A 26,885-nucleotide genomic window follows, 5' to 3' on the forward strand; every position below is an offset into this window, starting at 1 on the left:
GGGAAGGCCCTTTTCGTTGCGTTTATAAGCCTCGGGCTTATTCCTTGGTGATGCGGCGCACATCAAGCCCACCTTCGGTGCGGGCACGCAGGATGTAGACGCCGGCCGGCAGCTGGCGCAGATCCAGCGTAGCGGTCTGCACGCCGGGCTGGCCCGACAGCGTACGCTCCAGCACCTGCTGGCCTACGGCGTTGTAGACACGCAGCTCCGTGGCTTTGGTATAGCCGCGCAGCTCCACGGTCAGGTTACCGTCGGGCGTAGGGTTGGGGTACACGCTCAGGGCCGCGCCGGCCAGCGGCTTCACGCTGCTGTTGACGAGCAGCGGGGCCGAGGGCAGCGAGGCGCAGCCCGTGGCAGCGTTGGTTACCACCACCGTGTACTGGCCAAACTGGGCCGTGGTGTTCACCACGTACGTGGGGTTGGTAGCGCCGGGAATCAGCGTGCCGTTGAGGTACCACTGGTTGCCCGTAGCGCTGGAGCTGGTGAGCGTGGTGGTGGCCCCGTTGTACACCGGCGACACCGTAGGCTGGGCCGGACGGGCGTTGATGGTTACCGTGAAGGTAGCCGTAGTAGCAGCGCAGGCGCCCGAAGCTGCCACCGTGTTGGTCACAACGTAGGTGCCAGCCGTGGAAGTGCCTGGCGTGATAACGCCGGTGGTGGCGTTAATGGTCAGGCCGGTAGGGGCGCTGAACGTGCCAGCGGTAGCGCCGGTGGACAGCGTTGGCGCGGCCGTGCCGGTAGCGCCGGCGCAATAGGCAGCATTCGCGTAGCTGAACGTCGCTACCGGAGCCGCCGTAATCGTCACGCTGAACGTGGCCGTAGCCGCGGCGCAACCGCCGGATGCCGCTACCGTGTTGGTCACGGTGTAGGTGCCGGGCGTGCTGGTGCTGGGCGTGATGGCGCCCGTGGTGGCATTGATGCTCAGGCCCGTAGTGGAGCTGAATGTGCCGGCCGTGGCACCCGTGGCCAGCGTAGCAGCGGCCGCAGTGGTCTGCGAGGCGCAGAAGCTGGTGGCTGCGTAGCTGAAGCCGGCCGTGGCCGGAGCCGTGATGGTCACGCTGAACGTGGCGGAGGCGGGGCAGGCGGTGCCGGCCGTGTACGTCACGGTGTACGTGCCGGGTGTCGAGGCCGTCAGGTTGATGGCACCGGTGGCAGCGTCAAGGCTCAGGCCGGTAGGAGCGCTGAACGTACCGCCGCTGGTGCCCGTCACGGTAGCTACCGGGTTGGTGCCGCTCTGGCAGAACGTGGCAGCGCTGTAGCTGAAGGCAGCCGAGGCGGCCGGCGTAATTGTAACCGACTGCGTGGCCGATACTGCCGGGCAGGCGCCCGAGGCGGCAACAGCGTAGGTCACGGTGTAGGTGCCGGGCGTGCTGGACGAAGGCGTGATGGCGCCCGTGGTGGCGTCAATGGTCAGGCCGGTAGGGGCGCTGAACGTGCCGCCCGTAGCTGCACCGCTGGCCAGCGTGGCCGCCACCGGAGCAGTGGAGCTGGCGCAGATGGTTCCGGCGGGGTACGAGAAGGCCACCGTGCGCGGCGTGCTCACGATGCTCAGCGGCGTAGCCAGGGTGTTGTTGGCGGCGTTTTCGTCGCCGGTTACGGCCACCGTGGCCGTCAGCGAGTACGTACCAGCGGCCGACAGGTCGGCGGTGCCAACCGGCACTACCAGTGAGGCGCCGGGAGCCAGCGTGCCGGTGTTTACCGTGGCGGTCAGGGTCTGGGGCGTGGCGCCGCCCGTTACGGTAGCCGTAATGGTGGCCGGCGTAACGGCGAAGTCCAGCGCGGTAGCAGCGTTGTTGCGGATCGTGACGGACACGGCCTCCGTGGCCGAGTAGCAGCCGGCGCCGGCCGTAGGGCCGGTAAGAGCGGCCGTGGCCAGGTCGAGCAGCGCGAATTCGTCGGCCCCGATGTCGGGCGTGTTAGCCGCGCGGGTCTGGCCATCGAAGTCCACCGTGATACCCGCTACGGGTACGCCGGCGTTGTTGAGGGCCGCGCTGGTGCTGTGCAGGTCCGTGGCCGAAACAAACTGCGGATCGGCAGTTTTCGAGGTGGCCGGATTGTCCTGGCCAGTTTCGGTGTTGAGGTCGGCCAGCGTGGTGCGGGCAATACCTGCCGGCACCAGGCCGCCGGTCTGGCCTACCAGGAAGGCAGCGCCCGAACCCACAAAGAAGTCGTTGTTGGAAGACGTCAGGCCTGCGTAGGCACCGGTGGTGCTGCTGTAGGCCAGGCCCAGGGCCACGCTTTTGCCGGTGCCCGTGGTCTGGGTGATGGCCAGCACGTTGTTGCGGATGTCAACGGTAGGCGTGGTGCCGCCCACTGCCAGCGCGAAGTTGGGCTGGTTGCCGCCGGTCTGGGTGCCGCTCATGTTTACTGAGTTGAAGGCTACCCGGGTGGTCGAGCCGGTTCCGCCGCCCAAGAAGATGCCCGCCCCGAAGTCGCCGGCCGTGCCGTTCGACGAAACGCCGGCCACCATGTTGTTGCTGATAACCGACGTGCCCGACGTGGCCGCGGCCAGCGCAATGCCGGCGGCCGAATAGGTATTGGTCTGCTGCACCGTGCCCACATAGTTGCGGTCAATGGTGGCGTTGGTTACCTCGTTGCCGGCATACACGTTGTTGGTGATGCCAGTGAAGCCCAGGTTGATGCCCCACACGTCGGCGCTAGCCGCCGAGTTGATGCCATCCACCCGGTTCTGCGTCACCTGAATACCGTCCTCGAACAGGCCGGTGATGCCGTAGCGCCCGATGGCACCGGTACCCGTCACGGTCATGTCGTTCTGGGTGATGATGGTGCCGGTGTTTTTCACGGTAGCGCTGGGGCCTACCGAGTAGATACCGAAGGTCGCGCCCGATACCGCATTGTTCTGCACCACGTTGTTGGCGTTGCCGACGGTGTTGGTGGTGGCGGAGAGCATCAGAATGCCGGCCTGCGCCGTAGCGCCGCCGCTGCCGCTCACCGTCAGGTTGCGGAACGTGTTGTTGGAGGCGTTGTCGGCACCGGAGTTGGGTACCGTCAGCACGATGCCGTTGCTGGTGGTGGCCGTGCTGGTGTTGCTCAGCGTCCAGTTGCGGCTGGGGCGTGGGTCGGTGCCGGAAATGGTGCCGCCGCTGTTGCCGTCAAGTATTACGTAGTCGGCGCCTACCAGCGCAATCAGCGCCGTGGCGTTGCTGCCCGTCAGGCTGGTCGAGAGGCCGGACACGGGTTTGATGGTGAGCGTGTTGGTGGCCGAAGCCGTGGTGTTGTTGGAAATCAGAATCGGGAACGTCTCAGCCGGGCCGTAGCTGGTATCCAGCAGCAGGAACGTCACGGGGCCGGCCAGCAGGTTGTTGCTGTAGGCCTGCGTGGCCGCCGTCAGGGTGGCGTAGGTGCGGGTGGGGTCAGGCGAAGTGCCCGTGCCCACGTAGTAGGTGCCGCTGAGCTGGCCCTGAATCAGGAACTGATACACGCTGGTTGGCGCCGTAGTGAACGTGCCGCCCGCAGGGTTGCTGCTCACGTTGGCGTTGGTGCTGGCATCCTGCGCCACCACGTAGTACTGAATGGCATCGAAGCCCGAAACGCCGCCCACCAGGGCAAAATCAAACGTGAACGTGTACACGTCGCCGCTCACGCTGCTGGCTGTCACGCTCTGGAACGCGCCGCTGTTGCCCTTGCGGAAAAACAGCCGCGGGGCGTTGGCGCCGGTGGCAATCCCGCTGGCATCCACAATCGTGACGGACAGAGTCCGGTTGGCGGTGCTGGTCGTGTTGCTGAGGGGAGTCAGGGTGATGACCGGTACGCTCATGTCAAGCGGCACAAAAGTGCCCTCGTCGGCCCCGATATCGGGTAGCGTCCCACGGGTTTCGCCGTCGTAGTCCACGGTCAGGCCGCTGATGGGAGCAGCGGCGCTTTCCGCCTGCGTGGGCACGGAAGGACTCAGATGCAGGAAGCCCGCAGCCGTTCCGGTGGTGCTCACAAACGTCGGGTTTTCCGTCAGCGAGTTCTGCTCGCGCGCGGCCACGTAGGCGCGGTAGGCGGCCAGCGTCTGCTGCGGGTTGGCCAGGGTGGTTGTGCCCTCGGCGTAAATCAGGTTGGCCGCACCGGGCGTGCCGGCGTAGTAGATGTTGTTGTTGGTGGTGCCAGCCAGGCTGCTGCCCGGCGCGGCCGTGTAGCGCAGTGCCACCGTAGCGCCGCCCGTGCTGCCCGGCGTGGAGTTGTTCACCACCAGGTTGTTGCGCAGGTCCACTACCGGCACCAGGGACGCCGCGTAGATGCCCGACGTGCCAAAAGTGGCCGAGGACGACACCGCCGCCAGGTACAGCGTGTTGTAGTACAGGTTGACGTTGGTGCCGCTGTTGATGAACACCCCGCTCACGGCATTCATGCCGCTGGAAGTCGGGGCCGTCAGGTCGCCGATCAGGTTGTTGCTGGCCGTAATGGCCGAGCCGGTGCTCAGAAACAGGCCATACACTGTGCCGGCCGTAGCGGCGGCGGAGAGGCCGTAGATCTTGTTGCGCGAAATGCTCACCGAGTTGCCGGCAATCGACTGAATGCCGTACACCGTGCCGCCTACCGCTAGACTCAGATTGCCGATGACGTTCTGGCTGACGAGCTTGGTGGTGGTGCTGGCCGGGTTGGTCAGAATACCACTGATGGCCGAAGTCGACGAGGACGTGCTGCCCTCCACCGAGAGGTTGGTGATGATGTTGTTGGTCACCGTTTCCGAAGGCGGCGAGCTGAAGTTGTAGTACCCGTTTAGGGTGGAGCTGCTCGTGCCGCTCGATACAATGCGGTTGTTGCTGATGGTGTTGCCCGAGGCCGTAACGGCCGCCGTGCCCGCACTGATGCAGAACATAGTGCCGCTGGTACTGGCCGTCGAGCCACCTTTGGTATTGCCGCTGAGCTGATTGTTGAGGATGTTGAGCGTTGTGGGGCCGCTGCCCGATATCAGGTAGAATGCCCCCGTGCCCGGCACCGTGTTGTTGCTGACGGTATTGCCCGAGATATTGACCGTGCCCGCCGTGGCTGAGTTATACAGGCCGTAGAAAATGCCGCTCGTGGCCGTGGTGTAGGTGCAACCCGTCACGGTATTGCCCGTGATGTTGATGGTGTTGGTCGTGCCCGTCGCTCCGATGCCGCTCTCGATGCCCGACAGCTGCGACGTGGTGGCGCCGCTGGCCAGGGTCACGGTGTTGTTGAGGAAGTCGAGGCTGGCGGCGGCGCCGGCGTTGCCGTAGATGCCGCGCAGCGTGCTCGTGACGGTGGAAGCCGCTACCGGCGTCGAGGCCGTGGCCGAAGTGTAGTTGGCCGTGCTGTTGACCAGGTTGTTGGCCACTTTGTAGCCGTTCTGGTAGTTGCCGCCAATGCCCCATCCCGAAGCCGAGCCGCCGAAGTTGCCGACGGTGTTGCCGGCTGCCGCGCCGGCGGGCGTCAGGCCCACCTGGTTGTTCTGGTCGAAGTTGGCCAGTGGCGTAGTGGCACTGCCCGCCGAGAAGTCAATGCCTTTCAGAGCATTGCTCACCACGTTGCCGTACACCAGGTTGTTGGAGTTGGCGCCGGCCGGGCTGGTGGCCGGTATTGCCGTAGCGCTGGCCGTGCCCGAAGCCAGCCCCGCAATACCGATGGTAGCGGCATTGGTCTTGTTGAGCGTCACCACGCAGTTGCGGATGATGTTGTTCTGGCAGCCATCCGTAGCCGAAGCCCGAAACAGCCCGTAGCCAAACTCCATCTGCGTGGTTGTGGTGGTATTGGTGGCGCTTTCCGCCACATCAAGGCCGTCAAACGTCACGTAGTCGGCCCCCGAAAGCCGGATGATGCCATCGGTGGTGGTGCTGGCCCCGGCGCCGGCCGTGATGAGCGGATTGGCCCCGGTCCCGGCTTTTTGGAACACGATTGGGTTAGCCGCCGTGCCGCTCGCCGTCAGCGTGAGGTTGGCGGCGGTTTCGGTGTAGCCCGCCGCAATGTTGATGGTGACCCCGCCCGCCGGCACGCCGTTGGTATTCAGGTCGGTGATGGCCGCCGCTAGGGTGGCATAGTCACCCGGCAGGGTGCGCACCGTCTGGGCCTGGGCCGCCGTGGCCCCCAGCAGACCCAGCAGGGCCAGCAGCGGCAGGCGCCGCTGCCAGCGGCCGGTTTGCAGCCCCGGGGCGGGGTGGGTCCCGTCGGTGGCTGCTGTTAGTAAAGATGTAAGCATAGAAAAGAAAAAGAGGGTAAAAAAAGAGGAAGCAAAGCAGGTAGGCGGGTGCGCTCGGCAAAGCCTCAGCAGCGGGTAGGGCTACTGGGCGGCGGAGCCGGCGAAACGCGTGAACAATCAGAGAAGATGCGGCATAAAGAAGGGCCAGAAGAGGGCGGAAGTATAATAAAGCCCTGATTGCATATTCATGGGATAAATACAGTATGGGCGGCGTAAAGTACAGGTTTCGCGTCACTATCCAATAGCGTTCTTTGAGGTGCAACTGCCTGACAGGCTGCCGTAAAATCCAAAGCGGCCCTGGCATACGCCAGGGCCGCTTTGCAGCAATGAAAATGAGGCCGAAGGAGCAGTTTGCGGAGGCTTCCGCAATAGCCGGCGGTTCAGTTGTATCTACAGGTCCTTTACCGCCGGCGCCATGGTGATGCGGCCCAGAAACTCCAGAGCCGTAGTGTAACGGCTGCGCAGCTCGTGGTAGTGCTGCCAGGCCTCGTCGCGGTTGGCCCGCAATGGCAGGCCGCCTTCCGTCAGCGTGGTATACGCCTCGTTGAAGGCAGTGCGGGCCGGGTCGTCCAGCGGATCATTATCGGGCAGCAGCTCGCTGGGCTCTGTGTGAATGTCGTCGCTGAAAAAGCGGAAAATCCGGTTTATCGACAGGCAGCCGGCCTTGAAGGTCAGTTCTGCCTGCTGGTCGTGGGGGCCGTCTGAGGTGCTGAACAGCAGGGCCGCCGAATCCAGAATCAGCGCCGCCGTAGTCACCCAGGAGCGCCCCGGCTGCGGCGAGCGAAAAAACGACAGAATCGGCAGCGACGTGTGGCTTTCCTCCAACTCCATAAACCAGCCTTCCCAGGCTTCCCACTGGGCCGTGTCGGGCGCTTGCACATCGCGGCGGTGCAGCCACAGCAGCAGCGCGCTGGCGGTAGGTGGGGCGCCGGCCCGCAGCTCCACCCTAGACACCATCATCTCGCGCCGCGAAAAGGCTTGGTAGATGGTAGGTAGGTAGGAGATGAGCAGCGTGAGCAGCAGCAAGCCCAGCGTGGCCTCGGCAAAGGTGAAAACGGTGACGATGGGGCCGCGCGTTTTGTGGGTGCCCAGCGTGAGCAGAGAGCTGCCGCTGAGCTGAAAACAGTCCAGCCAGTCGCCCTCATTCATGCCCCAGTAGATACCGGTAAACCCGACAGCCACTACCGCCAGCCACACCACCGGCAGGGCCACCAGCGCCACGGGCGCGTAGTGGGCCTGCACCCGGTCGCGCCCGCTGAAGGTTTTGTGCCGGGAGGCGGCCAGGTCGAACACCGTGCGCAGCGCCCGGAACACATAGGCATTCAGCTTCACCACCTCGTTGCGCGGCAGCACAAACGAGCGGATAGCGGCCGAGAGCGTGAGAATGACCAGGAGCACACCAGCCGCAAAAGCCAGCGCGTGCAGCGCGTAATAGAGCATAGAAAAGCAAAACCGCCACCCAGGCGGGTGGCGGTTGTTGTACTGTGTTGTGTGTGATAGGGTTGGCGGGCGGCCATAATGGGCTTGCCCAGCGCTACCCCCGCGCCTTCCACATCTTCCGGAACGACTGCGGGGCCACTTCCAGGGCGTCGCGGCGCTTGCTCCAGCCTACTTGGCTGAGCAGGCGCAGCAGCACCCAGTTTTTGGCGCGGGCCGGCAATAGGTCCAGCAGGCGGCGGTTTTTCATGGCCAGCAGCCACAGCCGGATGGCCGTGCGCTCTTCTTTGTCGGTGAGGTTTTCGCGCACGGCCTGCTGGCGGTTTTGCAGCAGCAGGTTATGAATCGGAATCTTGACCGGGCACACCGAGGTGCAGGCGCCGCACAGGCTGCTAGCGTAGCTCAAGTGCTTATTATCGGCCATGCCGGCCAGGTGCGGGCTGATAACCGAGCCGATGGGGCCGGAGTAGGTGGTTTCGTAGGTGTGGCCGCCGATGTTCTTGTACACCGGGCAGATGTTGAGGCAGGCCCCGCAGCGGATGCAGTGCAGCGCCTCGCGCTGGGCGGGCTGGGCCAGTAGGTTGGTGCGGCCGTTGTCGAGCAGCACCACAATCATTTCGTCGGGGCCGTCTTTTTCCAGCGGCTGGCGCGGGCCAGTATAGATGGTGTTGTATACCGTCACCTGCTGGCCGGTGCCGCTGGTGCTGAGCAGGGGCCAGAACAAAGCTAGGTCCTCCAGCTTCGGAATCACCTTCTCGATGCCCACAATGGCAATATGGGTGCGCGGAAAGGTGGCCGAGAGGCGGGCGTTGCCTTCGTTTTCGGTTACGGCCACTGCACCGGTATCCGCAATCAGGAAGTTGCCGCCCGTGATGCCCACTTCCGCCGAGGTGTACTTGTTGCGCAGCAGATGGCGCGCCGTGAGCACCAGCTTCTGGGCGTCGTCGGTGTACTCGATGCCGAGGTGCTTGACGAAGATGTCGGCAATATCGAGCTTGCTCAGGTGCATGGCCGGCGTCACGATATGGTAGGGCCGCTCGCCGTTCAACTGCACAATGAACTCGCCCAGGTCCGTCTCCACCGACTCGATGCCGTTCTGCTCCAGAAAGTGGTTGAGGTGGATTTCCTCGGTGGTCATGCTCTTGGCCTTCACCACGGTGCGGGCGTGGCGCCGGCTCATGATCTTGCCGATTTCGCGCAGGGCCTCGTCGGCGTCCCGCGCCCAAATCACCTTGCCGCCGCGGGCCGTGAAGTTGCGCTCAAACTCCAGCAGGTAATCGTCGAGGTGGTTGATGGCCTGCGCCTTCAGGTACGACGCCCGTTCGCGGGCCAGCTCGTGGTCGTGGTAGAAGCCCAGCCCGGTGGTCACGGCCGCGTTGTACTTCCCGATATTGAAGCGGATTTTGCGGCGGTGCTCCAGGTCGAAGGCCTTGTTCTCGCTGTCGAGCTGAAACTGACTGGATTTCGTGGCTATCATGGCGGTACGCTGAAATTACTCCTGCAAATTACTCAATCAACCCCAGCATGACATCTGTCGTCATCCCACAGCCCTTGCCACCCGACGGCTTCCCGGTGCCCATAGCCCGGATCGACAGCGCCTTCCGGCTGCTGGGGTTTCTGCCCGGCTACTCCCACAACGACCTCACGTGCCGGCTGGTACTGCACGAAACGCACTGGGAAATCAAGATACTGACCACGCAGCAGCATTCCTACCCGGCTATAAAGCAAGTGGATTTCAAGCCCGAAAGTTTCTGGAGTGGCGCGCGGGTGCTGCTCAGCGTGCAGCCCGACCACCTCGAATACACAATAAAACCCTCGTCCGGGGCTGTTGCCAGAGCCTTGCTCCGGTTCTGCCTCGAACGAGGGCTAACACTGACGCCGGCTGCCCGCCAGCAGGCGCTGGCCGGCTAGGGCGCTATTTCTTGTTGGAGTCTACCACAATCCGCGTGTCGCGGTTGGCCAGCTCCCAGGCCGAATGGAACACGAGGCGGGCCCGCTTTTCCATCTTCGGAAACTCGATTTTCTCTACTTCGTCGCCGGCACCGTGATAGTCGTCGTGCACGCCGTTGAAGAAGAACGCCACCGGAATCTTGTGCTTGGCGAAGTTATAGTGGTCGGAGCGGTAGTAGAAGCGGTTGGGGTCTTCGGGGTCGTTGAAGCGGAAGTCCAGGTCCATCTTCACGTACTGCGCGTTGGCGTTGAGCACGATTTCGTGCAGCTCCGACGAGAGCTTGTCGGAGCCGATAACGTACACGTAGTCGCCTTTGCCTTCGTGCTCCTTGTCGGTGCGGCCCACCATGTCGGTGTTCAGGTCGGCCACGGTCTGGGCCAGCGGAAACACGGGGTGGTCGGTGTAGTACTCCGAGCCGAGCAGGCCTTTTTCCTCGCCCGTTACGGCCAGAAACAGGATGCTGCGGCGCGGACCGTGGCCTTCGGCTTTGGCTTTCATGAAGGCCTGGGCCATTTCTAGCACCGTCACGGTGCCGGAGCCGTCGTCGTCGGCGCCGTTGTTTACCTCGCCGTTAATGATGCCGATGTGGTCGTAGTGAGCCGACAGCACCAGCACTTCATCTTTTTTATCGGTGCCTTCGAGGTAGCCCAGCACGTTTTCGGTGGTGAAGTCCTCGCGCTTCTTGGGGGCCGTGATGGTGAATTTCACCGGCTTGAAGGGGCTGGCAACGGGCTTGCCGGCTTTGCCGGTGGCATCCATGTACTTGGTTACGGCCGCGGCGTTGGAGCCCAGCAGCTGGTAGCCCAGCTTCGGCGACAAAAAGAACGCCGCGCGACGGCCATCGGGCTTGGCATCCTTGAACGAGATGCTGGGCCGGCGCAGGTACGGCATCATGCGCGGTACCAGCTTGTCGAAGTTGTTGTTGGGGTCGAAGCTGACGAAGAACACGCTGCGGGCGCCTTTCTCGGCGGCTTTGGCGGCCTTGGCGCGGTAGTCGTTGCCCCACTTGCTGGGGGCGCCGTCTTTGCCCAGCACGGGCTTGCCGTCGGGGCCGGTGGGCTCGCCCAGCAGAATCAGCACGTCCTTGCCCTGCACGTCTTTGCCGGTGTAGTCGGAGTAGCCATCCTGCTCAATACCGTAGCCCAGAAACACCGGCTGCACGCTGGTAGCCTGCTGAAACGGCGAGTTGCCCATGGCGTAGAAATCCGTCAGCCACTTGTAGGTCTGAGTGCCGGCCTTGATGGTGGCGGTTTCCTCCCAGGTGCTGCGCTCCATCGTGAAGTGCTGCAGATACGGGTTGTCGGAGCCCGTAACGGGGCCGGCTAGGCCCAGCTTCTTGAACTCGGTGCTGAGGTAGTCGGCGGCCATTTTCTGGCCTTTCTCGCCGGTTTCGCGGCCTTCGTAGGCATCAGAGGCCAGCACGGTCAGGTGCTGGCGCAGGTCTTCCTGCGTGATGGTGGCGGCGTAGGTGCCGGCCCACTCGGTGGGCTTGTCGGTGGCCAGGGTGGGCGTCGTCAGTACGGCGCCGTCGGTGGGCTGCACCACGGCCGGCGCCTCGGTTTTGGCGCCGCGCTTTTTCTTGACTTTGATTTTGTCGGGAGCCTGCTGGGCTACCGCCGAAACGGTAGCGCCAACCAGCAGCAGCCCGGCCAGAAAGGAGGAGGAGGTGGACATAGAAGGTCGGTTTAAACGACGGTAAGGACGGAATTTCTGCCGAAGGCTGCACGCGGCGCGCCGCCTTGCGCGGGCTACTTGCTGATCAGCACCGAGGCGTAAGCGGCCACGCCTTCGCGGCGGCCCACGAAGCCCAGCTTCTCGGTGGTGGTGGCTTTGATGCTGATATCGTCGGCGTCGATGCCCATTACTTCGGCCAGCACGCGCTGCATCTCGGCAATATGCGGGTTGACTTTGGGGGCTTCGAGGCAGATGGTGGAGTCGATGTTGCTGATGCGGTAGCCGCGCTCCGTGAGCAGGCGCACCACTTCCTTCAGCAGCCGCTTGCTGTCGATGCCCTTGTACTGCGGGTCGGTGTCGGGGAAGTGGAAGCCGATGTCGCGCAGGTTGGCCGCGCCCAGCAGCGCGTCGCAGATAACGTGGATGAGCACGTCGGCATCGGAGTGGCCGAGGGCGCCGTGGGTGTGCGGTACCTGAATGCCGCCGAGCCAGAAAGGCAGGCCCTCTTGGAGCTGATGAACGTCATAGCCGAAGCCGGTCCGGATTTTCATAGGGGTGGGGTTCGTTTTTCGATTTTTCGCGCCTCGTTTTTCGGGTTTGACTTTTCGGTTTGTGGCGCTGCTGAGGCCAGAAAACGGAAAACGAAGCACGAAAAACCCATTAGGCAGTGCCAAGGTACGGCAACGGCGCGGTTGGGTGCTCGGAGAAAAAAAACGGGCCGCGGCTAAAGTAAAAACCGCCGCCGTGCGTCGCCAAAGGCACCGGCACTGGAATCGGTGAAAATGGATAGCAAAAAATTAATGGAAACTATGGAATCAGTAAAAGTTTCCGCAGTACCTTTGCTGCCGTAATCATGGAAATCAAAGACCGAATCCTACAAGCCGCCATCGGCCTCTTCACCCGTAACGGGATTAAGAGCGTGTCGATGGACGACATTGCTACCCACCTGGGTATCTCGAAGAAGACGCTCTACAAGTGGTTCGAAAACAAGGACCAGATTGTATCAGCCGTCATTCATAACCACCTGACCGGAGTACAGGGCGAGTGCGAAGGCATCATCAGCCACGCCCGCAACGCCGTGGACGAGATGGTGCAGATGATGGACTGGGCCAAGCGGCAGTTTGCCAACGTGAACCCCAACGCCATCCACGATTTGCGCAAGTACTACCCTGCCGCCTGGGGCCTGTTTCACGAGCACAAGAGCAGCTTCATTCTGCAGCAGATTCAGGCCAACCTGCGCCGGGGCGTGCAGGAAGGCCTCTACCGCGCCGACCTCGACATTGAGGTGCTCTCGCGCCTGCGCCTGGCCCAGATTGACGTGCTCTTCGACCCGGAAGTATTCCCGCCCGCGCAGTTCGACCAGATGCGGGTGCAGATGGCCTCCAACGAGCATTTTCTGCTGGGTGTGGTGTCTTTGAAAGGCCACAAACTCATCAACGAGTACCGTCACGTGACGGAAGAAGAATAAGCTTCATCACCGCTTTTCCTGATATGAAAACCAATCTTCGCGTGTTGTTGCTGGCCGCCGGGCCGGGCCTGCTGGCCCCCGCCGGGGCTGTGCTGGCGCAAACCGCCCCGGCCCAGCAGCCGGCGCTGGCTACCTCCACGGCCACTGGCCTCATGCCCCTGAGCCTGCAGCAGGCCATCGACTACGCCGTCAAGAACAAGTCGTCGTTGCTGGCCACGCGCCTCAACGAGCAGACGGCCCGCGCCAAAGTGGGCGAGATTCGGTCGGCCGGCCTGCCGCAGGTGAACGTGGCGGCCAACGTGGCCGACAACTTCAAGCTGCAGAAAAGCCTCGTGGACTTTGGGGCCCTGGGCGGCGGAAGCTCCGCAACCACCCTCACGCCAGCCGACATTGCTGCCGCTCAAAGCGGCCGGACGGTAAACCTGGGCACGGTTTCGTTGCCCTCGGAGCCGGTGCCGCCGCAGGCGTTTGCCTTTGGCCTGCAGTGGGCCGGCAACACCAGCGCCTCGGTGTCGCAGCTGCTGTTTGATGGGGCCTACCTCATCGGCCTGAAAGCAGCCAAAGTGTACGAGCAGCTGGCCCAGAAGCAAACCCAGCAGGCCGAAATCGACGTGGTGGAGCAGGTGAGCAAAGCCTACTACAGCACGCTGGTGGCCCGCGAGCGGCTGCAGCTGCTTTCGCGCAACGTGCAGCGCCTCGACACCATTCTGTACCAGACCAACGAAACCTTCAAGGCGGGTTTCGCCGAGAAGCTGGACGTGCAGCGCCTGCAGGTGCAGCGCAACAACCTGGTAGTGGAGCAGCAGAAAGCCAGCCGCCTCACCGAGCTGAGCGTGGCGCTGCTGAAGTTTCAGATGGGCCTGCCGCAAACTCAGGAAGTACAGCTTTCGGACTCGCTCGGGGCGGCCGTGGTCGATGCCGGGGCTTTGCGCCAGCGTCTGGGCGTGGCCAGCGCCACCACTGGCGGCGGCGTAACCGGCCTGGGCGGCGTACCCACCGGCACGGCTCCGACCTCCGGCAACACCGACGCCCAGCGCCAGCAGGACCAGCAGACGGCCCTCAGCGGGGCGCGCACCGGCCAGTTGGCCGCGGCTTTCAACTACAACAACCGCATCGAGTTCAGCACCCTGGAAACCCAGCAGGCCCTGGCTGGCCTGGATCTGGCCAACCGCCGGGCCGGCGCCTACCCGCGCCTGCTGGCTACGGCCGCCTATGGCTTCTCGGGCTCCGCTAAGAATCCCGGCGACCTGTTCGCCTTCCGCGGGCCTGATTCGCGGTCTGGCAACGGCTTCCCCAACCAGAACTGGTTTGGGTTCGGCAACGTGGGCCTGAGTTTGCAGATTCCGGTGTTTGACGGCTTCCGCCGCAAGTACCAGGTGCAGCAGGCCCGCATTCAGCAGCAGACCATCGAGAAAGGCTTCGAGACCCTGCGTCAGAGCATCGATTTACAGGATGCCCAGAGCCGTACCACGCTCATCAACGCCCTGGACGTGCTGGACAATCAGAAAGCCAACCTCGACCTGGCCGCCGACGTGGCCCGGGTGTCGCGCATCAAGTTTCAGGAGGGCGTGGGCTCGAACCTGGAAGTGGTGACGGCCGAAACCGAGCTGCGCTCGGCCCAAACCAACTACTACGCCGCCCTCTACGACGTGCTGGTAGCCAAAGTGGACCGCGACAAAGCCACCGGCGAGCTGTACAGCCAGGCCCGGAAATAAGGAGCCAGAAGTCAGAAGCTAAGAGCTAGAAGCTTCTGACCCGGCCGCGTACCCATGTTCTAGCTCCTCACTCCTTCGCTACTATCTTCCTCCAACGATGAAATCGTTTACTTCTGCCTTTCTGCTGACCCTGGGGCTGCTGACCGCCTGCGGCGGCGAAAAAGATCCTCAGGCCGAACTGGCCAAGCTGAAAAAAGAGCAGGCTGCCAACCAGGCCAAAATTGCCGAGCTGGAAGCCAAGTCCGGTGCCAAGGCCGAAGGGGCCGCCGCTCAGACCACGCCCGTTTCGGTGATTAAAGTGGCCCCCGAGAGCTTCAAGAGCTACCTGGAGCTGCAGGGCCGCGTGGACTTCGACCAGAACGCCAACGTATCCGCCCGCGCCGCCGGCACCCTCACCAGCCTGCGCGTGCAGCGCGGCGACCGGGTGAGCAAGGGCCAGACCCTGGCCACCGTGGACGCCAGCATCCTCGACGCCAGCATTGCCGAGCTGCGCACCCGCATGGATTTGGCCCGCGTAGTGTACGAGAAGCAGAGCCGCCTCTGGAAGCAGGAAATCGGTACCGAAATCCAGTACCTGCAGGCCAAAAACAACTACCAGGCTCTGCAGCGCAACCTGGCTACGCTCAACCAGCAGCGTGCCCTCTACACCGTGGTGGCCCCGTTCTCGGGTACCGTGGATGACGTGCTGCCCAAGCTGGGCGAAACCGTAGCCCCCGGCGCGCCCGTGGTGAAGCTCATCAGCAGCAGCGGTACCGGCAAGATTCTGGCCGATGTATCGGAAGCCTACGCCTCCCGCATCAAAGCCGGCGACCAGGCCCTGGTAACCATTCCGGACCTGGGTGGCGAGGAGCTGCCCGCCACGGTGCGGGTAGTATCCAGCACCATCAACCCCACCAGCCGCACCTTCACCACGGAGCTGCGCCTGAGCGGCAGCAAGGCCGGGCAGCTGCGCCCCAACATGGTGGCCAACGTGCGCATCCAGAACTACGCCCGCCAGAGCGCCACGGTGCTGCCCGTGGACTTGGTGCAGAAAGACGAGCAGAACAGCTACGTGCTGGTGGTGAGCGACAAAGGCGGCAAGAAAGTGGCCGCCAAGCGCATCATCCAGACCGGCCAGACCTACAACGGCAAGGTGGAAGTAACCGGCGGCCTCCAGGCCGGCGACCAGGTGATTTCGGCCGGCTACCAGACCCTGAACGAAGGCCAGCTGGTGACGCTGTAGGCGTTGCACAAACCGCCAAAACCCCAACAATATGCAGGATCTAGAGAAAGAGTTTGGGCCGACCAGTTGGTCGATTAATAACAAAACCAGCATCTACATCATCACGGTGCTGCTGTGCGTGGCGGGGATTTTTGCCTACATCAAGCTGGGCAAGGAGAAATTCCCCGACATCGTGATTCCGCGGATTATCGTGGCCACTATTTACCCCGGTACTTCGCCGGCGGATATCGAAAACCTGGTGACGCGCCAGCTCGAAAAGGAGCTGAAAAGCGTGAACGGGGTGAAGAAAATCAACTCCACTTCCAACCAGGACTACTGTATCGTCGACATCGAGTTCAACTCGAACGTGGACGTGCAGTACGCCAAGCAGCTGGTGAAGGACGCCGTGGACAAGGCCGCGCCCGAGCTGCCCAACGATTTGCCCTCGCCGCCTACGGTGAAGGAAATCAACATCTCGGAGCAGCCCATCATGTTTGTGAACCTGAGCGGCAACCTGCCCGCCGTGCAGCTCAAAAAGTACGCCGACGACTTCCAGGATAAGATTGAGGCCCTGCCCGAAATCACCCGCGTGGACATCGTAGGCGCCCTCGACCAGCAGGTGAACGTGGACGTGGACCTGAACAAGCTGCGGGCCTCGCGCCTGGGCTTCTCCGACATCAGCAACGCCATTGCCCGCGAAAACGTGACCATTTCGGGTGGCTCCATTGATGTGGGCTCCCAGAAGCGGGCCGTGCGCGTGGCCGGCCAGTACGTGCGCGCCGAAGACATTGCCGACATCCAGGTGAAGAACCTCAACGGCGCGGCCGTGCGCCTCGGCGACATTGCCACCGTGCAGGACGGCTTCAAGGACCGGGAATCCTACGCCCGCCTCGATGGCAAGCCCGCCATTACCCTGAACGTGGTGAAGCGCCAGGGCGAAAACCTGATTGATGCCTCCGACAAAATCAAGGCGCTGGTAGCTGAGTCCGAGAAAACGCTGCCCCGGGAGCTGAAGGTGACCATCACCGGGGACAGCTCCAACGACACCCGCGTAACCCTCCACGACCTGATCAACACCATCGTTATCGGCTTCCTGCTGGTAACGGCCATCCTGCTGTTCTTCATGGGCACCACCAACGCCATGTTCGTGGGCCTTTCGGTGCCGATTTCGATGTTCCTGGCCTTCCTGATTATTCCGGGCTTCGATTTCTCGCTGAACATGATTGTGCTCTTCGCCTTCCTGCTGGCCCTAGGCATTGTGGTGGACGACGCCATTGTGGTAATCGAAAACACCCACCGCCTGCTGCACGAGCACCCCGAGCTGAGCACCGAAAAGGCCGCCAAATTCGCGGCTGGCGAGGTATTCGTGCCCGTACTGGCCGGTACGCTCACCACGGTGGCGCCCTTCGTGCCGCTGATGTTCTGGCCCGGCATTGTGGGCTCGTTCATGTACTACCTGCCCGTCACGCTCATCATCACCCTGATGTCGTCGTTGGTGGTGGCCTTCATCATGAACCCGGTGTTTGCCGTGAGCTTCATGGAGCGCGAGGAGCACTTCGAGGAAGACCTGCACAGCAAACCCAAGCTCACCAAAGGCCTCAAAATTGCCGTGGGCGTGCTGGTGGTGCTGGGCATCCTGTTCAACGTGCTGGCCCTGGGCGCGACGCCCGAGGTAGGCCCCGACGGCGAAACCAGCGGCCTGATTGGGCACTTCGTGGGCAACATCTGCCTGGCCCTGGCCGGCTTCATCCTGCTCGACAAGTTTGTGCTGGTGAAGATGATTGCCTGGTTCCAGACCCGCGCGCTGCCCAAGTTCCAGAACGGCTACGCCAGCCTGGTGCGCTGGTCCATCAACCACCCGGCTTTGGTGATGATCAGCGTAGTGGTGCTGTTCCTGGGCTCGTTTGTGGCCATCGGCATGCGCGGCCCGAAGATTGACTTCTTCCCCAAAGGCGACCCGAAATTCATCTATACCTACCTGAAAATGCCGGTGGGTACCCGCGTGGAAATCACCGACTCCATCACCAAAGTGCTGGAAAACCGCATCTACGGCGTCATTGGCCGCCAAAACCCCGACGTGGAATCGGTGATTACCAACGTGGCCATCGGTGCCGGCGACCCGAGCGACGCCTCGTCGTCGAGCGGCACGGCTATGTCGAACATGGGCAAGGTGGCTGTGGCTTTCAAGGAACTAAGCGACCGGACCGGCCCCGCCACCGGCACCTACATGGATAAAATCCGGGAGGTAGTGAAAGGCATTCCCGGCGCCGAAATTTCGGTGGACCAGGAAGCCAGCGGTCCGCCCCAGGCCAAGCCCATTGCCATTGAGGTGATTGGCGACGACTATCCCACGCTGGCCAAGCTCAGCAAAAAGGTAACCCGCTACGTCGATTCGCTCAACATTGGCGGCGTGGAAGCCCTGCGCTCCAACCTGGAGGACCGCAACCCCGAAATTGCCGTGAACATTGACCGGACCCGTGCCAACCGGGAAGGCATCAGCACCGGCCAGATCGGTCTGGAAGTGCGCACGGCCATCTACGGCTCGGAAGCCAGCAAATTCAAGACCTCCGACGACGAGTATCCCGTGCAGGTGCGCTACGCCAAGCCCTATCGCAACGACGTGGACGCCATCATCAACGCTCCACTCACGTTCCGCGACGCTACCGGTGCGGTGCGGCAGGTGCCCATTTCGTCCATTGCCCAGGTAACCTACGGCAGCACCTACGGCGGTATCCGGCGCAAAGACACCAAGCGCGTCATCACCATCAGCTCCAACGTGCTCAACGGCTACACTGGTCCTGATGTAGTGGCTAATATCCGCACCGCGCTCCAGTCGTTCCCCACGCCGGCCGGCTACACCATCAAGATGGGCGGGGCTGAGGAAGACCAGAAGGAAACCACCGACTTCCTGCCCCTGGCCGGCCTCGGGGCCCTGGCTCTCATCTTCCTGATTCTGGTAACGCAGTTCAACTCGTTCAGCAAGCCGGTTATCATCCTCTCCGAAGTGCTGTTCTCCATTGCCGGCGTGTTCTGGGGCCTGGCCATCACGGGCCAGAACATCTCCATTGTGATGACGGGTGTGGGTATCATCGCCTTGGCCGGTATTGTGGTGAAAAACGGGATTCTGCTGGTCGAGTTCATGGACATCCTGCGGGCGCAGGGTATGCCGCTGCGCGAAGCCATTGTGCTGGCCGGCCGCACCCGCCTCAACCCGGTAATCCTGACGGCCACGGCCGCCACCCTGGGCCTGATTCCGCTGGCCATTGGTCTCAACATCGACTTCTACGAGCTGTTTGCCAGCGGCGACGCCCACTTCTTCATCGGCGGCGAGTCGGTGGTGTTCTGGGGCCCGCTGGCCTGGACCATCATCTTCGGGCTGGTGTTTGCTACCGGCATCACGCTGGTAGTAGTGCCCGTGATGTACCTGCTGAGCGAAAGCCTGAAGCTGCGCCTGAAAGGTACTCCTGAACCCGTAGCCGACGCCGAAGAGGTGAAGGCCGCCACCCCGCCCATTTTTGTAGAGCAGGAGGCATAGTCCGTAATCCAGACCGGCCGCAGCTAGTGCGGCCGGTCCAGAATTTCAACCACCGATAGTTTTTTGCCGGGCCGGTGCAACCATTCACCGGTGCTGCGGACTCCTCCGCCCGAACGGGCGCCCGCTGGAGTTGGCTGGCCAGGCTGCCGCAATTTTTTTCAGTACCCCACGTTTCCGTCGTTCCTATGATCACCTCAACGACCTCCGCCGCCAAGTCCATTCAGCAGCAGGTGCTGCGCATCATCAGCAAGCGCAAGGCCATCAAGGCCCGGCGCCTGCGTATCGGCAGCAACCTCAGCCGCGAGCTGGGCTTCGATACCGTCGACGTGGTCGACATCATCCTGGAGCTGGAGCGCAACTTCCACATCACCATTCCCGACGAAGTGCCCCTGGCCACCGTCGGCGACTTCGTGAGCTACGTGGCGTCACACGCCAAAGCCGCCTAGCCCTGCCATATTGCGCAATCAGGAGCCTGTCGTCCATTACGTAGGCGGCAGCCCGGATAGGCACAAAAAAGCCCTGCATCAGCTGATGCAGGGCTTTTTCTATGCATTTCGAAGCAGGTGCTTTTCTAGCGGACGTTGCCGCCGGCGTCGCCCCCGGCTGGCCGCGAGTCGGCGGATGGGCTTGCTTCACGGCTGCTGTCGGAGGTATGAGCAGGTTCGTCGGAATATGATGGGCCGGTTGTTGCCGGGCTGTGGCTGCTGGCGGTAGCAGACTGGGTGGACTGCAGAGCGGGGGCTTCCACCGGGGCGGTTTTGGGGGCGCCGGCCGAGGCTTTATCCTCAAACGGCCGCGACTCCTCTACTACCATCGGGCGGGTTTTCTCCCACTCGGCAAACCGGTCCATTTCTTCCTTGATTGTGGTGCTGAACCAGGCCACCAGCGCTACGTCGTCGAGCAGGCCCAGTACCGGGATGAAGTCCGGAATCAGGTCGATGGGGCTCAGGAAGTAGATGGTAACGGCTACGGCGCCGACCACGGTGCTGGTGGGCAGGCCGGTGTACTCGCCCGAGATGGACGCCCGGATCAGGCGCAGCAGGGTCTGGAGCGTTTCCCAAGCTTCGTGGGCAATGGTGCCGAGGTCGTTTTTCTCGCTGGCCTTGGTGTACGCGTCGTTCAGCAGCTGCTTCACGCGGGTTGGCTTCTTGATGTATTCTTCGGCCTTGCCAAGAAATTTCTTGAAGATGGGGGAGGAGGCAATATGCTCGCCTTTGGGGGTGGACTTATCCATCAGGAGGGAAGAGTAAGAAGTAGAAAAGGCTGGGTGGGCTGGTGGCTGGCCTCTGCACGGTCCGGCCACTGCCTGCCTATACTGTTTCAGCGCAAAATAGTTATCCGGCGCCGCACGCCCGCAAAAGAAAACGCCCGACTCCTTGCGGGGCCGGGCGTTTACAGATGCTGGTGCGCAAGGCTAGTTGGTAGCAACCCGGCCGGCGGCGTAGAAATTGCGGCTGTAGTAGGCTTGGTTGAGGGAGCTCACCATCACGCCGCCGTTGCAGGCCGAGTGGGCGAATTTGCCGTCCTTCAGGTAGATACCCACGTGGTAGATGGGCTGGCCCGGACCCCGGCGGAAGAATACTAGGTCGCCGGTTTCCATTTCGGTTTTGGCTACATGCTTCACGCTGCTGAACATGGAGCGGGAGCTGCGCTGCAGCGTGATGCCGTACACTTCCTTGAACACACGGGTAACGAAGCCCGAGCAGTCGGTGCCCTTCTTGGAGTCGGCACCGTAGCGGTAGGGAGTGCCGATCCAGTCGAGGACGGTGCGCAGCAGAGTGGTGTTTTCGGTGCGGGCGAGGCGCAGGCCCAGGGCCTGCCCGTAGTACTCGTAGGCGGCCGAGTCGCTGGCGGCAGCGGCGGGCTTCTCTTCCTCATCGAGAGAGAAACCAGAGAATAAAGACGCTTCGGCAGCAACAGGAGCGGAAGCGGAGGGAGCGGTGGGCGTTTGTTCGAAGAAGAAAGACAGGGCCATGGAGGCCGCGGCGAGGCAATACAGGAGTGGGTTCTTCATTGTCCGTCGTGGAGTGGCAAAAGTGGCTTTCGGCTAAGGCCGGGAAAACCAGGAAGTACTTCTTTCGTCTATAGAAGCGGGATGAAAAAGAGGTCGAAAAAACCGTTTGAAACCGAAGAAACAGATGGACTCTGTTTTCCCCTGATGGTTAAAGCTAAGTCTAAAGTTTGGAAACTGCCTAGCTTGCGCCGCAGGAAAGGTAAAGATTCTTCCTGAAGTTCTACTTTTTATTTAAATAATTTTGGAGTGTAGCACAACCACGCTGCCGGCCTGCATCGTATAACGCGCCCCACTTTTTGGCTATGTCTCAGCCCCGTATCATCGAGAATTCGCCTTTGGCCCGCCTGGCCCGCCTGAAGCTCGGGACGCGCAGCGTGGCCATGGTACTGGGCCGGCAGATTCACCTGAGCGGCGCCACTAAAGAGGAGTTTCTGAACGACCCCTACTGGGTGGCTCACGAAATGGAGCACATCCGACAGTTTGAGCAGTATGGCCGGCTGGGGTTTCTGTGGCGCTACCTGCTGGGCTGGGCGCGGCACGGCTACTACAACATCCCGTTTGAGGCCCAGGCCCGGGAAGCTGGCCGCCGCAACGCGGCCCTCTACGCCCGCGGCCAGCCGCTTCCCGACCCCGCCACCATGCACCAGGGGCCTAAGAATAGCTGAGTAAGTACGGCGCCGCTTTTCGTGTTGCTGCTACGCACAACCGCCCGGCCCATCTCATTGGAGAGGAGCCGGGCGGTTGTGCTGTAAACCCTGCTGCCTAGTGAGTAGCCCGACGCTCGGAGCCACAGGCGTACTTGCGTATAATACGACTACTTATAGCGCGGCCAAGCGGCCACCGTCGGCTACCAGGGTGGTGCCGTTGATGAAGCTGGCTTCGGCGGAGGCCAGAAAGCAGATGGCGGCGGCCAGCTCGGCGGGCGTGCCTACCTGGCCGGTAATCTTTTCCTTGCCGCTTTTCACGTTGGGGTTGCTCCAGAGCATGGGTGTGTCTACGGCACCGGGCGCCACGGCATTGATGCGGGCGTGGGTGTGCGGAATTTCCTGGCTGAGGCCGCGCACGAAGGCTTCCATAGCGCCTTTGCTGGCAGCGTAGGGCACCACGTGCGGCGTGGTTTGGTGGGCATGCACCGAGCTGACGGCCACAATGCTACCCTGCTTCATGTGGGGCAAGCACAGCTGCGTGAGCCGGAACAGACTGCGCAGGTTCACGTGCATGAGCGTGTCCCAGTCTTTGGGGTCGAGCTTGAGAATGGGCTCAAACGTCATCATGGCGGCATTGCTGACCAGCACATCAATCTGGCCCCAGGCGGCCAGGGTTTTATCGACGGCGGCCACCAGCTGGGCGTCGCGGCCTACGTCGGTGCGGATGAAGATGGCCTCGCCGCCGGCTGCTTTTATCTCGCGCACTATGGCGCGGCCGTCCTGGGCGTCGCGGCCCAGCACGGCCACCCGGCCTCCTTCACGGCCCATCTGCAGCGCCACGGCCTGCCCGATGCCCGAAGTGGCACCCGTCACGAAACACACTTTATTCTTGAAACGCTGCTCCATACCAAGTCTGAGAAGAAGGAAAACAGCGGCCGGTAGCTGGCCGCATCCGCAGAAACGGCCAGTCGGCATAGAAGTTTAGCGCCCGGCCCGAAACGGTCCCGCTGCCCGCCGCCACCACTGGTGCTAGCCGGCGCGGCAGGATGCATAAACGGCTATGTCCGCAGGAATTACGGCGGCGGCGAAACCGGCGTACCGAATAAAATAGGTAACCCCGCGTCCGGTTTTTTCGAATACAACCCGGAGGCTGCCGACCGGCAGTCTGTACTCAGTCATCTACTTTCTAACCTTCTACTATCATGGATACCAAGCAAAATCAGCCGAATGCCGGCCAGAACTCTGCCGCCAACGCCGCCAATAAGCCTGCTTCCACCTCTGCCGCTCCTGCGGCTGCTTCGGCTCCTACCAACTCCACCACGCCGGACACGGCCCGCAGCAGCCAGCCCACTCCGGCTGCCGCCGCTACGCCTTCGACTACCACTCCCTCGGCTACTTCGACCTCAACCAGCACCGATAGCCGCTCCGAAGGCATCAGCCGCGTAATTGCCGGCGCCGATACAACGGCCGGCCGCAAGTCGTGGCTGGACCAGGAGCAGTGGGCGAAGGGCATCAACGAGCTGCCCAAGTCGCTGAAGGATTTCGGCACCAAGGCCCTTGACCAGGTGAATTCGCTGACGCCCACCCAGAAAGTGGTAGGCGGCGCGCTGCTGGTAAGCGGCCTGAGCTGGCTGGCCCTGCGCAGCAAGAGCAATAAATCGTCGGTAGCGGGCACGCGCTACACGCCCAAAGCCGAATCGAAGTGGAAGCCCAGCAGCGAGTCGGTGTACCGCGGCAGCACTGCATCGGAGCGCGACACGGACTTTGACAACGACAGCTTCTAGACAGCCGATCCGCACAAGTTTTGTCTTGTGCGGATGAGGCTGCCGTTTAGCTGAAAAGCGCCATCTGCCCCGGGCAGATGGCGCTTTTTGTTTTGCGGGCTGATAGCTATGTCTGGCCCGGGAGTTAGCGGGCGGGCAGTGGCAGCGTAATCGTGAACCGGGTGCCTGTGCCAGGCTGGCTCTGCACCCCGATGCTGCCCCCGGCGTTTTCCACAATACGCTTCACCATATACAGCCCTACGCCCGAGCCCTCCACATGCGTGTGCAGGCGCTGAAACATCACAAACAGCTTGCTCTGCTGCTCCTGCGTCAGCCCCAGCCCGTTGTCCTGTACTTCCAGCTGCACGCGGCCGGGCAGACAGATGCTGCGCACCTGCACCACCGGTGGCCGGTCGGGGTGGGCGTATTTGAGGCCGTTGCTGAGCAGATTGTAGAGGATGCTGCGCAGGTTTTTGGGCGAGAAGTACACTGTGGGACAATCAGCCACCTGCATCAGCAGCTGCCCGCCAGAAGCCAGCAGCATCGGCACCAGGTCGAGGCGCACGGCCTCGATGTGGGCGGCTAGGTCCAGGGGCTCGGTGGGCTCGGTCTGGGCCAGCTGCAGCATGGCCACGTCGGAGAGGTAGCCCAGGGTTTGCTGGAAGCGTGCCACCGAGTCCTGCATCAGGTCCAGTACCTGCGTCACCTGGGCGGCGGCCAGCGCTTCGGCGGGCAGCTGCTCGCGCAGGGCCAGCAGCAGCCCCTCGATATTGGCAATGGGGGCTTTCAGGTCGTGTGACGCCGTGTACACGAAGGTGTCGAGGTCGGTGTTGGTGCGGGTGAGCTGGTCGTTGGTGGCCTGCAGGGCTTCGGTCAGCTGCTTGAGCTGCTGGGCCGACATTTCCGAGGCCTGCCGCGCCAGCACCTGCGCCGTTACCTCGTTGCCTAGCGCAATCAGCCCTGTGGGGCGGTTGTCGCCGTCGTAGAGCGGCTGGAAGATGAAATTGAAATACCCGAGGGTGGGCTGGCCGGTGTGGGCGCGTGCCAGTGTCACGGGCATATCGGTGATGGAGTGGGGCGTGCCGCTGGCTACCACATCGGCCAGCACCTGCTCCAGACCCTGGCCGGCCGTGTCGGGCAGCGCTTCAAAGAAGGGCCGGCCTAGCACCTGCGGCAGCGTCCGGCCCCACAAACGGATAATTTCCTGGTTGGCCAGCTCCAGCACCAAATTTGGGCCGCGCATAATGGCAATGGCCACCGGAGCCTGCTCGAAAATCCGCTGCAGCTCGGCCTGCTGGGCTTCGCGCTGCTGGCGGGCCAGCACCTGCTCGGTAGCATCAAACGCAAACACTGATACGCCGGCCACCTGCCCCTGCTCGCGGTAGGCCTGGTACGTGAAGTTGAAATAGCGAGGCGGCAATACCTGGCCGTCGGGTTGCACCACGCTGAAGGGCAGCTCGTTGCCGACATACGTTTCGCCGGTCTGAAATACCCGATCGAGCAGCGCCAAAAATCCCTGTTCAACAGCCTCCGGCTGAGCCTCCGCAATGGTGAGGCCTCGGAGCTGCCGCCCCGGAAACAGGCGCCCGTACGCCGGATTGAAGTACTCGATGACGTGGCCGGGCTGGCGCAGCAGCAGCACGGCCGCCGGCGTCTGCTCAAATATCTGATACAGATTCTCGCGCTCCAACAGCCGGCGCTGCGCGGCGGCCAGCAGCTCGGCCTGCATGGTGGTCATCTGCTGATGCGCCACCACCTTGTCGGTTACGTCGATGATGAAGGCCAGAATTCCCGGCGTCTGCGTGCCGTCATTAAACAGCGGCTGGTAGCTGAAATCCACGTACCGTTGCTCGGGAAGGCCGGTGGTGGAGTTTTGCAGAAGCAACGGCACTTCAGTACCGATAAATGCCTCGCCGGTAGTAAACACGCCGTCGAGCAGGTTGATAAAACCCTGTGCTGCGACTTCGGGCAGGGCTTCGGCGACGGCCAGGCCCCGGCGGGCGCGGCCGGTTACCAAGCGTTGGTATTGCTCATTGAAGAACACATACCGGTGCTCCGGCCCGCTGAGCGTGGCTACGGCGGCCGGTACCTGCTCCAGAATCTGATGCAGCATGGCTTGCTGCAGGCGCAGCAGTTCCCGTTGCTGCTCGGCTTCGTGCAGGGCCTGCTGCATCTCGTGGGTGCGCTCTGCTACCCGGGCCTCCAACTGCTGATTGAGCAGTTGGAGCTGCTGCTGCGTCTTCGATAGCTCCGTGTTAGCCAGCAAGAACTCGGCATTGCTGGCGCGCAGCTCGTCGTTGATGGCCGCCAGCTCCTGGTTCAGATCCTGCACTTGCTGGCGGGCCAGCACCTGCGCCGTTACTTCATAGGCAAAAACGAAAATGCCGTTTATGTCGCCGGCGGCCGTGTGGCGGGCCTTATAGATGAGATTGAAGTAGTGCTTTTCCTGGTTTTGCAGCTGAGAGCCTTCTTGGTCGAGCTGCACCATCATTTCGGAGGCCCGGAAGGTTTTGCCGGTGCGGTACACGTTGTCGAGCAGATCGAGAATGGCGTGGCCGGCCAGTTCCGGCACCGCCTCAGCCATGGGCCGGCCTACCAGCAGCCGGTCGCCTACCAGGGCCTGATAGGGCGGGTTCACGAACTGGTAAACGTGCTGGGGGCCTTCTAAGACGCAGATCATGGCCGGCGCTTCCTGAAACGTGTCGTACAGCTGCTGGCGTTGCAGCGCTACGGCATTGTGCAGTAGCTTCTCCTGGGTTTGGCTGATCTGCAGGGTTTTTTCGGTACGCACTTTTTCCGTCTCATCGAACACCCCATGGAGGATGTGGCGCACCTGGCCTTCGGCATCCAGCACTGGCACATTGCGCGGCAGCCAGTAGCGCTCCAGAAAGTGGTCGGGCTGGTCGGGAGCCGGAATATCGTAGCGCTGGCGCGCCATGGTATGCGGCTGCCGGGTGGCCAGCACCTGGTTGAATGAAGCCTGCAGATTGACTGCGGCATGGGCTTCGAGTGTTGCCGGGTTTTCAGGAAAGACGTCGAGGATATGTCGCCCCAGCAGGTCTTCGCGCTTGGATAAGGACACCAGCAGATATGCCTCGTTTACGGCCTCAATCACCAGCTCGGGCGAGAGCAGCAGATACGGATCGGGCAGTACGTCGAAAACCGGTAGGAGGGAAGGTAGATCAGGGGTATAAGCGTCGGGCATGAGGAGCAGGCTACGGCAGGCAGTATAGTATACGGCGCCCTGACGAAAGCAGTCCGGCAAGCCCTTGTTGATCTTCTGTAAACCCAGTGACTCCAAAGCGGGCGTCCCG

Annotated in this window: 16 protein-coding genes and 1 pseudogene; 8 read left to right on the forward strand and 9 right to left on the reverse strand. The window is 62.6% G+C overall.

The window, feature by feature from the left end:
- Positions 1-37: 37 nt before the first annotated feature.
- From O9Z63_RS19030 to O9Z63_RS19040, 3 genes are all read right to left on the reverse strand, one after another.
- On the reverse strand, positions 38-6,166 hold the full coding sequence (locus tag O9Z63_RS19030; RefSeq protein WP_270126978.1) for a T9SS type A sorting domain-containing protein: 6,129 nt from the start codon (positions 6,164-6,166) through the stop codon (positions 38-40).
- A gap of 390 nt (positions 6,167-6,556) precedes the next feature.
- Positions 6,557-7,606 (reverse strand): hypothetical protein, encoded by a 1,050-nt coding sequence (locus tag O9Z63_RS19035; protein WP_270126979.1) that lies wholly within the window; start codon positions 7,604-7,606, stop codon positions 6,557-6,559.
- 94 nt (positions 7,607-7,700) lie between these two features.
- On the reverse strand, positions 7,701-9,080 hold the full coding sequence (locus O9Z63_RS19040) for a LutB/LldF family L-lactate oxidation iron-sulfur protein (protein WP_270126980.1): 1,380 nt from the start codon (positions 9,078-9,080) through the stop codon (positions 7,701-7,703).
- Positions 9,081-9,127: 47 nt separating this feature from the next.
- Between O9Z63_RS19040 and O9Z63_RS19045 the strand changes: the two genes are divergently transcribed.
- Positions 9,128-9,514 (forward strand): hypothetical protein, encoded by a 387-nt coding sequence (locus tag O9Z63_RS19045; protein ID WP_270126981.1) that lies wholly within the window; start codon positions 9,128-9,130, stop codon positions 9,512-9,514.
- Positions 9,515-9,518: 4 nt separating this feature from the next.
- On the opposite strand, the gene O9Z63_RS19050 is transcribed toward O9Z63_RS19045, so the two are convergent.
- Together O9Z63_RS19050 and ispF are read right to left on the reverse strand one after the other, a co-directional pair.
- The gene (locus O9Z63_RS19050; protein WP_270126982.1) at positions 9,519-11,228 is read right to left on the reverse strand and encodes a M28 family peptidase; all 1,710 of its coding nucleotides are present in this window, start codon (positions 11,226-11,228) and stop codon (positions 9,519-9,521) included.
- Positions 11,229-11,302: 74 nt separating this feature from the next.
- Positions 11,303-11,779, reverse strand: coding sequence for a 2-C-methyl-D-erythritol 2,4-cyclodiphosphate synthase (gene ispF, locus O9Z63_RS19055; protein WP_270126984.1), 477 nt, complete (start codon positions 11,777-11,779; stop codon positions 11,303-11,305).
- A 302-nt stretch (positions 11,780-12,081) separates the two neighbouring features.
- On the opposite strand from ispF, the gene O9Z63_RS19060 reads away from it, so the two are divergent.
- The 5 genes from O9Z63_RS19060 (at position 12,082) to O9Z63_RS19080 (ending at position 19,593) form a co-directional block, all read left to right on the forward strand.
- Positions 12,082-12,696: a TetR/AcrR family transcriptional regulator gene (locus tag O9Z63_RS19060; RefSeq protein WP_270126985.1), complete on the forward strand. Its 615-nt coding sequence runs from the start codon at positions 12,082-12,084 to the stop codon at positions 12,694-12,696.
- Positions 12,697-12,719: 23 nt separating this feature from the next.
- The gene (locus O9Z63_RS19065; protein WP_270126986.1) at positions 12,720-14,411 is read left to right on the forward strand and encodes a TolC family protein; all 1,692 of its coding nucleotides are present in this window, start codon (positions 12,720-12,722) and stop codon (positions 14,409-14,411) included.
- A 97-nt stretch (positions 14,412-14,508) separates the two neighbouring features.
- Complete coding sequence (locus tag O9Z63_RS19070) at positions 14,509-15,633, forward strand: efflux RND transporter periplasmic adaptor subunit (protein WP_270126987.1); 1,125 nt, start codon at positions 14,509-14,511, stop codon at positions 15,631-15,633.
- A 31-nt stretch (positions 15,634-15,664) separates the two neighbouring features.
- A complete protein-coding gene (locus O9Z63_RS19075) occupies positions 15,665-19,147 on the forward strand; it encodes an efflux RND transporter permease subunit (RefSeq protein ID WP_270126989.1) in 3,483 nt (1,160 codons plus the stop codon).
- 185 nt (positions 19,148-19,332) lie between these two features.
- Complete coding sequence (locus O9Z63_RS19080) at positions 19,333-19,593, forward strand: acyl carrier protein (RefSeq protein ID WP_269559565.1); 261 nt, start codon at positions 19,333-19,335, stop codon at positions 19,591-19,593.
- Positions 19,594-20,027: 434 nt separating this feature from the next.
- Here O9Z63_RS19080 and O9Z63_RS19085 read toward each other — a convergent pair.
- Both O9Z63_RS19085 and O9Z63_RS19090 read right to left on the reverse strand, forming a co-directional pair.
- Positions 20,028-20,381 (reverse strand): annotated as a pseudogene (locus O9Z63_RS19085) (YkvA family protein); the annotation flags it as partial.
- A 180-nt stretch (positions 20,382-20,561) separates the two neighbouring features.
- On the reverse strand, positions 20,562-21,122 hold the full coding sequence (locus O9Z63_RS19090; protein ID WP_270126991.1) for a C40 family peptidase: 561 nt from the start codon (positions 21,120-21,122) through the stop codon (positions 20,562-20,564).
- A 341-nt stretch (positions 21,123-21,463) separates the two neighbouring features.
- Here O9Z63_RS19090 and O9Z63_RS19095 point away from each other — a divergent pair, with 341 nt between their 5' ends.
- The gene (locus tag O9Z63_RS19095) at positions 21,464-21,826 is read left to right on the forward strand and encodes a hypothetical protein (RefSeq protein WP_270126992.1); all 363 of its coding nucleotides are present in this window, start codon (positions 21,464-21,466) and stop codon (positions 21,824-21,826) included.
- Between the two features lie 153 nt (positions 21,827-21,979).
- On the opposite strand, the gene O9Z63_RS19100 is transcribed toward O9Z63_RS19095, so the two are convergent.
- A complete protein-coding gene (locus tag O9Z63_RS19100; protein ID WP_270126993.1) occupies positions 21,980-22,714 on the reverse strand; it encodes an SDR family NAD(P)-dependent oxidoreductase in 735 nt (244 codons plus the stop codon).
- A gap of 296 nt (positions 22,715-23,010) precedes the next feature.
- Between O9Z63_RS19100 and O9Z63_RS19105 the strand changes: the two genes are divergently transcribed.
- The gene (locus tag O9Z63_RS19105) at positions 23,011-23,592 is read left to right on the forward strand and encodes a hypothetical protein (protein ID WP_270126994.1); all 582 of its coding nucleotides are present in this window, start codon (positions 23,011-23,013) and stop codon (positions 23,590-23,592) included.
- Between the two features lie 124 nt (positions 23,593-23,716).
- On the opposite strand, the gene O9Z63_RS19110 is transcribed toward O9Z63_RS19105, so the two are convergent.
- Positions 23,717-26,776 carry a PAS domain-containing protein gene (locus tag O9Z63_RS19110; RefSeq protein ID WP_270126995.1) on the reverse strand — a complete coding sequence of 1,020 codons (3,060 nt, stop codon included), beginning with the start codon at positions 26,774-26,776 and terminating at the stop codon, positions 23,717-23,719.
- Between the last annotated feature and the right edge of the window lie 109 nt (positions 26,777-26,885).

Origin of the sequence: Hymenobacter yonginensis, assembly GCF_027625995.1 — a bacterium.
Taxonomy (GTDB): Bacteria; Bacteroidota; Bacteroidia; order Cytophagales; family Hymenobacteraceae; genus Hymenobacter; species Hymenobacter yonginensis.